The 12,363-nt window shown below is 63.2% G+C and carries 9 protein-coding genes; all 9 read right to left on the bottom strand.

The window, feature by feature from the left end:
• Positions 1 to 31 precede the first annotated feature (31 nt).
• Entirely contained in the window at positions 32 to 691 is a 660-nt protein-coding gene (locus tag HKK53_RS05530) for a glycosyltransferase (RefSeq protein WP_169369915.1), read from the bottom strand.
• On the bottom strand, positions 688 to 1,287 hold the full coding sequence (locus HKK53_RS05525; protein ID WP_169369914.1) for an SAM-dependent methyltransferase: 600 nt from the start codon (positions 1,285 to 1,287) through the stop codon (positions 688 to 690). Before HKK53_RS05525 ends, HKK53_RS05530 begins: the two co-directional genes overlap by 4 nt.
• Positions 1,284 to 2,042, bottom strand: coding sequence for a PIG-L deacetylase family protein (locus HKK53_RS05520; protein ID WP_169369913.1), 759 nt, complete (start codon positions 2,040 to 2,042; stop codon positions 1,284 to 1,286). The genes HKK53_RS05525 and HKK53_RS05520 overlap by 4 nt, the downstream gene beginning before the upstream one ends.
• On the bottom strand, positions 2,039 to 3,028 hold the full coding sequence (locus HKK53_RS05515; RefSeq protein ID WP_169369912.1) for an acyl-CoA dehydrogenase: 990 nt from the start codon (positions 3,026 to 3,028) through the stop codon (positions 2,039 to 2,041). The genes HKK53_RS05520 and HKK53_RS05515 overlap by 4 nt, the downstream gene beginning before the upstream one ends.
• A gap of 1 nt (position 3,029) precedes the next feature.
• Complete coding sequence (gene glgX, locus HKK53_RS05510; RefSeq protein WP_169369911.1) at positions 3,030 to 5,189, bottom strand: glycogen debranching protein GlgX; 2,160 nt, start codon at positions 5,187 to 5,189, stop codon at positions 3,030 to 3,032.
• A gap of 173 nt (positions 5,190 to 5,362) precedes the next feature.
• Complete coding sequence (locus HKK53_RS05505; RefSeq protein WP_169369910.1) at positions 5,363 to 5,680, bottom strand: DUF2934 domain-containing protein; 318 nt, start codon at positions 5,678 to 5,680, stop codon at positions 5,363 to 5,365.
• A 21-nt stretch (positions 5,681 to 5,701) separates the two neighbouring features.
• Positions 5,702 to 8,497 (bottom strand): malto-oligosyltrehalose synthase, encoded by a 2,796-nt coding sequence (locus HKK53_RS05500; RefSeq protein WP_169369909.1) that lies wholly within the window; start codon positions 8,495 to 8,497, stop codon positions 5,702 to 5,704.
• A complete protein-coding gene (gene malQ, locus HKK53_RS05495; protein WP_169369908.1) occupies positions 8,494 to 10,572 on the bottom strand; it encodes a 4-alpha-glucanotransferase in 2,079 nt (692 codons plus the stop codon). Before malQ ends, HKK53_RS05500 begins: the two co-directional genes overlap by 4 nt.
• The gene (gene treZ / locus HKK53_RS05490; RefSeq protein ID WP_169369907.1) at positions 10,569 to 12,362 is read right to left on the bottom strand and encodes a malto-oligosyltrehalose trehalohydrolase; all 1,794 of its coding nucleotides are present in this window, start codon (positions 12,360 to 12,362) and stop codon (positions 10,569 to 10,571) included. Before treZ ends, malQ begins: the two co-directional genes overlap by 4 nt.
• Between the last annotated feature and the right edge of the window lies 1 nt (position 12,363).

The following is a 12,363-nucleotide window of genomic DNA, read 5'->3' as shown; positions in this document are numbered from 1 at the left end:
TCGCCTCGCTGTGTCATCTGATATGGTTTTTTTATTCAATCTGTACCATGTTCCGCAAAAAATCCCCGAAACCACCCCGTGCACGGCTGTCCAGTCGGGCGCTGGTCAGCACTTGCGGCTGATGGCTCCAGGCGATGTTCGCCCCGCTGAGTTCCAACTGGCGCACCAGTTGCACATCTTCATCGCAGGCCAAGGCTTCAAACCCGCCGGCGCGCCGATATGCCTCGGCACTGATGCCCAGGTTGGCGCCGTGGATATGCCGGTGACCGTCGCGGGCCTGATAATGCTGGTGATAGTGAATTTGCGCCGACTGATCGAACTCGGCAGTCCACTGATCCACCGTGACTGTGCCGCACACCGCGTCGGCGCCCAGGGCCAGTTGCGCCACCAGCCAGTCCTTGGCGACCAGGCTGTCGGCGTCGGAACAGGAAATCCAGCGCGCGCCCTGTTCCAGCAGATAGCGCGCCCCGGCGGCCCGGGCCTGACCAACATTGCGCGCCTCGATCGCCAGGCTGTGCACCGGGTATTGCTCGACGATCCGCGCGGAACGGTCAGTGCAACTGTCGAGCACCACCAGCACCATCACCGGTTCACCCTCCAGCCGTTCATGACACCCGGCGCGCAGGGCGGCGCGGATGCAGCCTTCGAGCAGGTCTTCCTCGTTGTGTGCCGGGATCAGGATTCCAATCATCGCAAGCCCTCCAGAGCCGCCACGGAGCGAGGTTCTCGGCTCCAGAGTTCCAACAGGAAATCCGCTTCCTGATGCAGGACCAGGCGCGGCAGGTGCAAATGTTCGTGGAGCAGGTCATGGACCTGACGGGCGTTCAGCGGGCAGCCGTCGATGGGCGGACGCCAGTGACAGGCGAGCAGTTGACCGTCGGCCGTCAGCGACTGTTCGGCCTTGGCAATCAGGCGAATCAGGTCGTCGGCATCCAGGTAATAACCGATCTCGCTGATCACAATCAGGTCGAATTGCTCTTCAGGCCAATCGCCGGGCAGACGGCTCTGGCGCACTTCGGCGTGATCGAACAGGCTCAGGCGCGTGCGGGCCAGGGCGACAGCGGCGGCTGCGGTGTCGCAACACAGCAGGCGATCGCAACGGCTGGCCAACTCCGCGCTCAGCTCACCGTTGGCGCAGCCGGGTTCGAAGATCGCACGGTAATGCGGTCGGGGCAGGGCGGCGAGGGTGATCGCGCGTTTGCGTTGTTCGTACCAACGTTGGCGAAACGCCCAAGGGTCATCGTTGCCCGAGAACAATCCGTCGAAATAGCGATCCTCGACACTCATACAAACACCACTTCGAACGGTTGCAGTAATCGCTCCAGCACGTAGGGCGGCAGCACAGGTGGGAGACCGATCTGCGGGTCGCCTTCCAACTGGCTGGCGAAGGCATGGATTGCGTGACGCTTGCGTGCGATCAGTGGCGGGTCGAGCAGAATCTTGCGCGCGCGATGCCACGGCACAAAACTGTCTTCCGGGGTTGCCCAGTGCCAGGTCCACACTGGCAATTCATGCAGCGTCGCCCCCACCCGTTTCGCCGCCTCGGCACTCGCACGGCCTACGGCTTCATGGTCGCAATGACCGTCCTCGCGCCAGGTGGTGAACACCACATCGTCGGGCCGCAAATGCCGTTCGATGAAATCGCCGAGCTCAGCTTCCCGAGCCGCCACCTGACTGTCGGCAAAGCCGCCCCGCAACCATTTCAGGCTGTGCAGTGGCAGGCCAAGTCGGCGCAAGGCTTCGGCGGATTCCTGCGGGCGCACGGCGCTCAAACGCTCCACCGGCCAACGCCGGGAGCCGGGGTGACTGGCGCTGCCATCGGTGACCGAGATCAGCTGCAAGGGCCGGCCCGCATCGGCGAGTAATTGCAGGAAGCCGCCGCAACCGAGGACTTCGTCGTCCGGATGCGGGGCGATGATCACGGCGCGCGAACCTTCCGGCACCAGATCGAGGATGTCGATCACCGGCAGTTGCGCCAGATGTTCAGAGGTTTGCCACAGGTGCAGGGGCGTGCCCTGGCCGACGATGGGGTTGGCTTTCATAACGTCCACGCCCCGTTGCTGACCTGTTCGCCGAGGGCAGCGAGATCCCGTTCGGCGTGGCTTTGGCGCAGGAACACCGGCAGGTCGGCCATCAATTGGGCAAATTGCCGATCCTTGCAATAAGGCCCGGCGCCGAGGGCATGGCCGACGTGCAACATGACCTGCTCGGCGCTGTGCTCGATCACCGCACGGGCGCGTCGGGCCAGCAGTTCGGCGTTGTCCGTGGGATTGGCGTCGATGGTCAGCGCACTGACCCGCAACACTTCGGCCGCCGCGTGCAAGGCACTGTCGACCGCGCCGAGATGGGCGAGGGCATGGGGTTCCGGGCGTTGCGCGCAATGCCGGCGCAGGCGCTCGGCAATGCTCTGGGCTGCGCCATACCAGCAAGCGGCGATGCCGATCCCGCCTTGCCAGAACCCCGGCCGCTGCAAGTAGTCGCCGGGGTTGCCGATGGCTTGCGCTTCGGCCCCTTCGAACAACACTTCAACGCTGCCGGTGGCGCCCATGCCCACTGCTTGCCAGCCATCCGTGGTGACGTTGACGCCCGGTTGATCCAGCGCCACCGCGACCAATTGCTGCCGTTCATGATCATCCCACGCCGTGAGCAAGGCATGGCTGAGCACCGCCGCGCCCGAACACCAGGCCTTGCGCCCATTGAGCAGCACCATATGCCCCGAAGGACTGACCCGAACCTTGGCCTGCGGCGGTTCGGCGGCCCACATGCCCCACGTGCTGGCCGGTGTCGGCGACCCACCGAGTTGCTGGATGATCGCCAACGCGTCGGTATGGCCCTCATACAATTTGCACAACCCGAGGTCATGACCGCCGACCTCGGCCAGACGCTGGAAACGCGCCAATGTCTGGCCATCGCCGGGCAGTGGCAGCCGATCGAGACCGGCCTCCACCATTGCCCGCAAGCACCGGCCTAGCGCTTGAGTGTCAGCGTAGTCCGATGGTTGCTGTTGAAGAAATGCCTGGAGGTCCATTTCACTCGTCTTCCTCATGCTGCAATTCGAACAGCAGCAGCGAACGGCCGGTGACCGAATATTCGTGACCGATCTCAAAGCGTTCCTGACCGCGAATCGACGGTTGATTGGTGTCGATCATGCAGGTCCAGTGACCACCATCCGGCACTTCGGGCAAGGTGAAGTTGACGATGTCGTGGTGGGCGTTGACCACCAGCAGCAGCGTCGCATCGCCGCCCTTGCGGCGGATGCCGGTTTCCTGGGCGCGACCGTCGAGCAGCATACCGAGGCAACGACCGTGGGCTTCCTGCCATTGCTCGGTGGACATCTCGCTGCCGTCCGGGGCCAGCCAGGTCACGTCCTTGACGCCGATGTCCTCGTTGTAATTCCCCACCAGGAAGCGCCCGCGACGCAGGATCGGATAGGCCAGGCGCAACTTGATCAGGCGTTTGACGAACTTGAGCAAGGCCTTGCCGTCATCGCTCAAGTCCCAGTTGACCCAACCGATGTCACTGTCCTGGCAGTAGGCGTTGTTGTTGCCGTCCTGGGTGCGGGCGAACTCATCGCCGGCCACCAGCATCGGCGTGCCCTGGGACAGCAGCAGCGTGGCGAAGAAGTTGCGCATCTGCCGCTGGCGCAGTTCGTTGATCTCTGGATCATCGGTCGGGCCTTCGACGCCGTGGTTCCACGACAGGTTGTTGTTGCTGCCGTCCTGGTTGTTCTCGTCGTTGGCTTCGTTGTGTTTGTCGTTGTACGACACCAGGTCGTTGAGGGTGAAACCGTCGTGGGCGGTGATGAAATTCACCGAGGCATACGGCCGCCGCCCACGCTGGTTGAACATCTCGCCGGAGGCGGTCATGCGGCTGGCAAAGTCTGCCAGTTGGCCGTCATCGCCTTTCCAGAACGCACGCACGGTGTCGCGGAATTTGTCGTTCCACTCGACCCAGCCCGGCGGGAAGCCACCGACCTGATAGCCGCCGGGGCCGCAGTCCCAGGGCTCGGCAATCATTTTCACTTGGCGTAATACCGGGTCCTGGCGGCAGGCGACGAGGAAGCTGTGGCGTTCGTCAAAGCCGTCGTGATAACGCCCGAGAATGGTCGCCAGGTCGAAGCGGAAACCGTCGACGTGCATTTCCGTGGCCCAGTAGCGCAACGAGTCAGTGACCATTTGCAGCACGCAGGGGTGACTCAAATCCAGGGTGTTGCCGGTCCCGGAATCGTTGATGTAGAAACGTTTGTCGTCGGGCATCAAGCGGTAGTACGAGGCGTTGTCGATGCCGCGCATCGACAGGGTCGGGCCTTGTTCGTTGCCCTCGGCGGTGTGGTTGTAGACCACGTCGAGGATCACTTCCAGATTCGCTTCGTGCAGGTGCGCGACCATTTCCTTGAACTCGGCGATCTTGCCGCTGGCCAGGTAGCGCGGGTCCGGGGCGAAGAAGGCGATGCTGTTGTAGCCCCAGTAATTGGTCATGCCTTTGTGCAACAGGTGCTGGTCGTTGACGAAGGCGTGGATCGGCAGCAATTCCACGGTCGACACGCCGAGCTTGCGGATGTGCTCCAGCACGTCATCGACCATCAACCCGGCGAAGGTGCCACGCACGTTCTCGGGGACGGAAGGGTGACGCATGCTGATGCCGCGTACGTGAGTCTCATAAATGATCGTTTTGTCCCACGGCACGCTGACCCGATGGTCGTGGCCCCAGGTATGGGCCGGATCGATGACTTTGCACTTGGGCACGAACGGCGCGCTGTCGCGTTCGTCGAAACTGAGGTCGGCATCTTTATGGCCGATGGTGTAGCCGAACAGCGCTTCCGACCATTTCAACTGGCCGACCAATTGCTTGGCGTAGGGGTCGATCAGCAGTTTGTTGTGGTTGAAGCGATGACCGTTGGCCGGGTCGTATGGACCGTAGACACGGTAACCATAGATCAGCCCCGGGTGGGCGTCTGGCAGGTAGCCGTGGTAGATCTCGTCGGTGTACTCCGGCAGTTCGATGCGTTCCAGTTCGACTTCGCCGGCATCGTCGAAGATGCACAGTTCGACCTTGGTGGCGTTGGCGGAAAACAGCGCGAAGTTAACCCCCAGGCCATCCCAGGTCGCGCCCAGCGGGAAGGGCAAGCCTTCACGGATTCGCGAGGCCTCGGCTTGAGGTTCTGGCGCGGCTTTCTTTGGATTGGTCATAGATGCTCCTGCAAAAAGGGGTGACGTAAACGGTGCCGGTCGGTCTTGACGTGTAGGGCTGCCAAAGGCGGCTCCTACGGGGGAACGGTGGCGTTCCGGTTTTTTGCGGGCGAACGCGCCCACAGTGGCGAGCGAACCCGCCACGAGATCAGTCAGTTCAAAAGCGTGAAACGTCAGACCGCTGGTGGTTTCTTCGCGGTACGTGGTTTCTTCTCGGCGGCTTTTTCCCCCGGCGGGGTTACTTTGGCAGCCGCGGCCGGTTTGGCCTTGGCCTTCACTGCCGGGGCCTTGCTGTCGAGCTTGCCGTTAGCCTTGCTGGCGGCCGGGGTCTTGCCGGTGGCAGCCTTCGACGATTTCTTGGGCGCCAGGGCTTCCGCTTCCGCCAGTTTGCGCGCCATCTCCCAATGACGTTCTTCCTGGCCTTCGGGCTTGCCTTCGGACTCCCAGATTTGATAGGCAAATTCGCGAACGCGTTTATCTTCGGTACTCATCGCAATGCTCCTGAACTGAACTCAAGTGTGGATAGTTTGGATAAAGAGATTGACCGGGAAATCCCCCAGCGCGGCGCTGATGTTCAGCTCCCTGTGATTTGTGACTGCTACGGTGGAAAAAAGTCCCTTCAGGTTTTCGTCCGGGGCGGCGAACGGTAATTTGACCCGCGTATCGCCCCACTGCAGCGCGTCCACCTGAGGCGTGGCACTGTTTTCCAGCAACCCGGCGCTACGGATCGGCACGATCACGATGGCGCGGCTGCCTGGCAGCGAGCGCGTAAAGGCCAACACGCGATGCGCCTGGTTGCCCACTACCTCAAGTGCCTCGTAAGTCCCTTGGCGGAACAACTCGGCATGCTCGGCCCGCCAGTTCAACGTGCGGGCGATCAGTTGCTGCTTGATGCGCCCGTCACGCCAGCTCGCCAATAGCTCGGGCAGGTCCGGTGGCGATTGCAGAGACTGCTGGCGACTGGCGTAATCCACCGGCCGGCGGTTGTCCGGATCGACCAGGGTAAAGTCCCAGTAGTCGTCGCCCTGATAGAGGTCCGGCACCCCCGGCACCGTCATGCGCAGCAAGGTTTGCGCCAATCCATTCAGCGCACCGGGTGCGGCAATGGCCTGCGCCGCGTCGCCGAGGGCCGAACGCAAGGGCTGACCTTCGGCGCTCAGCAACAGTCGATTGAGAAAGGCTTCGGTAGCCTGCTCGTAAGCATCGTTCGGTGCGCTCCAGCTGCTTTGCAACTTGGCTTCGCGCAAGGCTTTTTGCTGCCACTGCCAGAGGCGCTTGGCATAGTCCGCCAGCGCCGTTTGATCGTCACTGCGCAAGTCCAACGGCCAACTGCCGAGGATCGCCTGATAGAGAATCAACTCGTCACCGGCCGATGGCGTGCTGTCGTCGCTGCGCAGTTCGCGCGCGAGGTTGCGCCAGTGCTCGACCTGTTCGGCATACCAACCGCTGCGCTCACTCAACACCGCGAGCCGGGCTCGGGTGTCTTCGCCGCGCTTGTGGTCGTGAGTCGCCGTGGCCAGCAGATTGTTTGGAAAGGTGTCGAGCCGATTGCGGCACACGGCATGGAAGTCGCTGACCGGCGCACTGAACTGCTCGGTGCTGAAGCCCACGTCGTTGCGCGACAGTAACACCGCCGAGCGATAGAACGCCGTGTCTTCCACAGCCTTGGCCGCCGCCGGTGAAGTCAGTTGCTGAAAGCGCACGCAGGCATGCTTGAGGATCTTGCGCTGGCGGCCCACCGGGCGTTTGCGCCACGGCTCGCCGCCGAGCCAGCCGGCCAGGCAATCGAGCACTGGCCAGTCGGCCTCGCTCAAGGTCAGCCGCGCACCGTCCATGGCTTGCTGGAAAAACACATCGTCTTCAGCCGAGCGGCCACGGGGGCTGATGTAGGTGCGGTACACCGGGAAATGCACGATCAATTCCTGCAACGCCCGACGGATCGCACCGAGGGTCAGGTCGCGGGTCATCAGGTCATCCCTGGCCACTTGCAGCAGGGCCTGGGCAACACTTTCGAAATCCCCGGCCAGCGAACCGTTGAGAATTTGCTGGCGTGCCAGTCGCGCTTCCTGGATGAACTCGGCGGGGCGTTCGCTGTGACGGCTCCACAATTCACCCAGGGTTTCGGCGCCGGCCGGATCGTGTTGCAGCAACGACAACTGGTTCATGAACTCGTAACCGGTGGTGCCATCCACCGACCAGTCGCGGTGCAGGGTTTCACCTTCGCCGAGGATCTTCTCGACGTAGATCGGCAAGTGCCGCTGCGGTGACAGGCTGTCGACGCGACGCCGTAGTTTGCGGCAATAACCCCGCGGGTCGGCGAGGCCGTCGATGTGGTCGATGCGCAGGCCGTCCACCAAGCCTTCGGCAACCAGCTCGAAGATTTTTGCGTGGGTCGCTTCGAATACGGCCGGGCGTTCGACGCGCAAACCACCGAGCTCGTTGACATCGAAAAAACGCCGCCAGTTGATGTCGTCCGCCGCCGTGCGCCAACTGGCCAGGCGATAACTCTGGCGCTCCAGCAGGTTGTGCAGGTTCTGGAAGCCTTCTGTTGTCTGCGAGTCATACGTGCTGATTTGCTGTTGGATGGCGTGCAGGATGGCCGGGTCGGCCGCCAACTCGCGCAGTTCCTCTTGCAGGGGAATCGCCAGGCTGTGGGCATCGGTCTGGTAGCTCAGGGCTGCAAATCGATCGGACAGAAATTTCAATTGCTCGGTCTGTTCGGCATTCAGCTGTTCGCCGGGCTTGAGCAGTTCGCCGTACCAGGTCGGGCAGATCGGGAAGTGATGATCGTAGTGCTCGACATAAAACGCACCGTGCGCCGCATCGAAGCGCAAGGGCAGGGTGCCGTCCTGCAACGCCACGCCGTAATCGCTGCCGAGGAATGGCAGCAACAATTGGCCCTCCATCAACGGGTCCGGCGAATGCCACTGGATGTCGAAAAACTCGCCGTAGGGACTCAGGCGCCCCCATTCCAGCAAATCCAGCCACCACGGGTTATCGCCACCGCCGACGGCCATGTGGTTGGAAACGATGTCGAGGATCAGCCCCATGTTCTGCTGGCGCAAGGCATCGACCAAACGGCGCAACGCCGCTTCGCCGCCGAGCTCCGGGTTGACCGTGGTCGGGTCCACGACATCGTAGCCGTGCATGGAACCGGCCCGGGCGCTGAGCAGCGGCGAGGCGTAGACATGGCTGATGCCCAGGCGGGCGAAGTACGGCACCAGCGGCACCGCATCGTCGAGGGTGAAACCTTTATGAAATTGCAGCCGCAAGGTTGCCCGCAGCGGTTGGATCAGCGCCTGGTTCATTGGTCACGCTCGGCCGCCTGAAGTCGCGCGCAGGCGAGCAGTTCCAGGCGTCGGGCGGCGTCCAGGTGATCGAGCAAGGCTTCGCTGCCACCGGCCAGACGCCGCGACCAGTTGGGGTGCGTATCGATGGTGCCGGGCAGGTTGGCTTGCTGTTCGATGCCCAGGGCATCCTCCAGCGGTAGCAACACCAGCGGCGCCCGGGTGTGGCCGAGGAAACGGATCGCCGCGTCGAGCACCTGATCGGCTTCGTGGGACTCTTCGCGAAAGTTCTGCGGGTCCTCGCTCAGCACCCGACGCAGGCCTTCGCGCTCGCGTTCGCGATGGTGGCGCCATTCGATCTCGCCGTTGGCATCGACCAGGCCGAGGCGGGCATTCCAGTCGATATCGTGGCCGTGCCACCAGCCATTGATCGTTGGCAGATCATGGGTGCTGGTGGTCGCCAGGGCGTTGTCCGGCCATTCGAGGATCGACTTGAAATGGCTGTTGTCCTGTTCAAACAGCAGCACGCGCATGCCGAGGATCGAGCGCGCGATGAGTTTTTCCCGCAGGCCATCGGCCACGGTGCCCAGGTCTTCGCCGAGGACAATCGCCTGGTGCCGGTGGGATTCGAGGGCCAGCAGACGCAGCAGGTCATCGACGGGGTAATACAGATAAGCACCGTCGGCTGGCACGGAGTCGTTGGGGATCACCCACAACCGTTGCAGACCCATCACATGGTCGATGCGCAGGCCGCCAGCATGGGCGAAGTTGGCCCGCAGCATTTCGATAAAGGCACGGAAACCATTGCGCACCAGACCTTCGGGAGAGAACGCGGAAATCCCCCAGCCCTGGCCGGAACGGTTGAGGATGTCCGGCGGCGCGCCGACCGTCAGCGAGGCGAGTAATTCGTCCTGGCGGCTCCAGGCCTGGCTGCCACCGCCATCGGCGCCGACCGCGAGGTCAGCCACCAGGCCGATGCCCATGCCGGCGCTGATGGCTGCGCTTTGCGCCCGCGCCAGGCAGCGGTCGATCAGCCATTGGCAAAAGGCGAAGAAGCCGATGCGGCCGGCGTTTTCTTCGGCAAAGTCGGCGAGGGCGGCGCTGCGTGGGTCTTGCCATTGCTCAGGCCAGTGCCTCCAGTCCAGGTCTTCACCGCGAGCGGCCCGGGCTTCCTGGATGGCTTCGAAACGGCAGTGGTTTTCCAGCGCTTCGCCGCCGGCATGGCGGAAGCTGCTGAAGTCTTCGTGCAAGGGATGTTCGCCCTGGACAAAACCTTCGTACAGCGCCTGCAACAGCCGATGCTTGGCTTCGGCGGCGACCGGCCAATTGATCAGCGGCAGGGCTTCCAGTGCTTGCAGTTGCTCGGCCAGCCCGGTGGCGTCAATCGCATCACGCAAGGCGCGCTCGCCGAGGATCGCTCCCGGCGCCGCGTACAAGCTATTGAGGAACAAACGGCTGGACGGTGAATACGGGCTGTAGCGATGGGTGTCGCTGCTGAACATCGCGTGCATCGGGCTGATCGCCAGCGCCTCGGCACCTCGTTCGCCGGCCACGCGGGCCAGGTCTTCCAGCGCTTGGGTATCGCCGAAGCCGCCATCGCCGGAGCGGCGCAGCGAATACAACTGCACGCTCAGGCCCCAGGTGCGCGGGATCGGGCTGTCGACCGCATCGCCTACGCTGTAGCAGCGCTCGGGCGCCACGGCCAGGGTGAAGGATTGTCCGTCGATGTCGACGTGCTGATAACCGACCGGAATCAAACCCGGCAGGACCGCGGCGGCATCGAGTTTCATGTGCAGGCGCGAACCGTCTTCGAGGTGCACTTCGCACGGGGTTTCAGGTTCGAAATAGCGCGCCAGGTCGAGGCCTTTACCGACGTCTGCGGTGATCAGCGGCGGCAGGTGGCGGGTCTGTTGAACTTGCTGCAATTGCAGCAGGCTGGCGTCGATTTCCTGAGCAGTGCCGGCCGGATGGCCAAGCCCGGTCAGAACCGCGCGCAGCGCCGCCGGGGCGACTTTCTGTGGGCGACCGTTGGCGTCGATCCAGTCGACTGCCAGGCCAGCACGGCTGGCCAGTATTTCCAGTTGCGCATCGCTCATAGGCGCTCTCCATCAGGTAGCAAAGGGTTTGCAGCCGTGAGGCTGACGAGCACGCAAAATGGGGCGAGGCTGCTCTGGTTCAGCAGGTCGGACGCGGGAGGGTGTTCAAACAACAGCAACGCGTCGGCCTGTGGAGGGTGGACCACGGGCGCGTCGCTGAGGTTCAGGTCAATACGCAGCAGACTGCCGTTGCCCAACTGCCAGCGAGCGCTCACTGCGCCTTCGGCCAGCACCTCGGCCCCTAGCGCGCGGGCGCCGGGCAGGTGCGGGATGATGTGCTCGTGGCGCAGTTTCAGCAGCTGCCGATACAGGTCGTGAATGGCCTGTTGCGCCGGTTCATCGGCCGGGCGCGGCTGTGACGCCTCGAAGGTTTGCGGCGCATTGGGATCGGGGATTTTTTCGCGTTTGTGCGGATCCTTGAATGCGCTGAAGGCCGCGAATTCATTGCGCCGGCCTTCGCGCACCAGTTCCGCCAGTTCACCGTGGTGACTGGTGAAAAACAGGAACGGTTGCTCAGCTGCAAACTCGTCGCCCATGAACATCAACGGGATCATCGGCGACAACAGCAGCAACGCGGTGGCGGCTTTCAGCGCATCGGTCGGGGCCAGTTGATGCAGGCGTTCACCAAAGGCGCGATTGCCGATCTGGTCGTGGTTTTGCAGGAACAACACAAAAGAACTCGGTGGCAGATGACCGCTAGGCTCACCCCGTGACTCACCGTGACGATTGACGTGGCCTTGGAACACAAAACCTTCGCTCAGGCAGCGCGCCAGTTGCTCAGTGGGGTTTTCGGCGTAGTCGGCGTAATAGGCGTCGGTTTCGCCGGTCAGCAGCACATGCAGGGCGTTGTGGCCGTCGTCGTTCCACTGCGCGTCGAAACCTTGTTCCAGCAGGCTGGCCTGATTGTGTTCGTTTTCCAGGTTCAGCCACACATGGCGGCCTGGCGTGGTCTGGCGGCGGACCCGTTGCGCCAGTTCCTGGAGGAAGTCCGGGTCTTCGATGGCGTGCACCGCGTCCAGGCGCAAACCGTCGAAGCGGTATTCCTGCAGCCACATCAGCGCATTTTCGATAAAGAAGTCCCGTACTTCGCGGCGGCGGAAGTCGATGGCCGCGCCCCACGGCGTGTGTTTGTCTTCGCGGAAGAATCCCTTGGCGTAGCGATGCAGGTAATTGCCGTCGGGGCCGAAGTGGTTGTAGACCACGTCGAGAATCACCGCCAGGCCATGGCCGTGGGCCGTGTCGATCAGGTGCTTGAGTTGTTCGGGGGAACCGTAGGAGGCCTGGGGCGCGTAAGGCAGGACGCCGTCGTAGCCCCAATTGCGCTCGCCGGGGAATTGCGCCAGCGGCATCAGTTCGATGGCGGTGATGCCCAGCTCGACGAGGCGCGCCAAGTGCTGCTCGACGGCACTGAAACCACCGAGGGTGCCGACGTGCAGTTCGTAGATCACCGCTTCATTCCACGGCCGACCTTGCCAGTCGTGGTGTTGCCAGTGGTAGGCGAGGGGATCGACCACCACGCTGTGGCGGTCGAGGTCCCCGGCCTGGGCGCGGGAGGCCGGGTCGGGCACCTGCTGTTCACCATCGATGTTGTAGCGGTATCGCGTGCCGGCCGGGCAGCGGGTCTTGATCACAAACCAGCCATCGGCCTGGGGTTGTAGCGGTATGGATTGTCCATCATCCAGTTCGACACTGACGTCAAACGCATCTGGCGCCCACAAGGCAAAACGCGTGTGTTCTGCGTCCAGCATGATTGCGCCGTGGGGCCAGGTCTCAAGGGTCCGTAACGGCATC

Origin of the sequence: Pseudomonas sp. ADAK7 (assembly GCF_012935675.1) — a bacterium.
Taxonomy (GTDB): domain Bacteria; phylum Pseudomonadota; class Gammaproteobacteria; order Pseudomonadales; family Pseudomonadaceae; genus Aquipseudomonas.
The sequence above is the reverse complement of the archived record's forward strand: the minus strand, read 5'-3'. Positions and strand labels throughout refer to the sequence as shown.

Bases quoted from the DNA above. Each gene is read 5' to 3' on its own strand.
- treZ (WP_169369907.1), bottom strand. From the start codon at position 12,362: ATGCCGTTACGGACCCTTGAGACCTGGCCCCACGGCGCAATCATGCTG.
- HKK53_RS05500 (WP_169369909.1), bottom strand. From the start codon at position 8,497: ATGAACCAGGCGCTGATCCAACCGCTGCGGGCAACCTTGCGGCTGCAA.
- HKK53_RS05525 (WP_169369914.1), bottom strand. From the start codon at position 1,287: ATGAGTGTCGAGGATCGCTATTTCGACGGATTGTTCTCGGGCAACGAT.
- glgX (WP_169369911.1), bottom strand. From the start codon at position 5,189: ATGACCAATCCAAAGAAAGCCGCGCCAGAACCTCAAGCCGAGGCCTCG.
- HKK53_RS05530 (WP_169369915.1), bottom strand. From the start codon at position 691: ATGATTGGAATCCTGATCCCGGCACACAACGAGGAAGACCTGCTCGAA.
- HKK53_RS05505 (WP_169369910.1), bottom strand. From the start codon at position 5,680: ATGAGTACCGAAGATAAACGCGTTCGCGAATTTGCCTATCAAATCTGG.
- malQ (WP_169369908.1), bottom strand. From the start codon at position 10,572: ATGAGCGATGCGCAACTGGAAATACTGGCCAGCCGTGCTGGCCTGGCA.
- HKK53_RS05520 (WP_169369913.1), bottom strand. From the start codon at position 2,042: ATGAAAGCCAACCCCATCGTCGGCCAGGGCACGCCCCTGCACCTGTGG.
- HKK53_RS05515 (WP_169369912.1), bottom strand. From the start codon at position 3,028: ATGGACCTCCAGGCATTTCTTCAACAGCAACCATCGGACTACGCTGAC.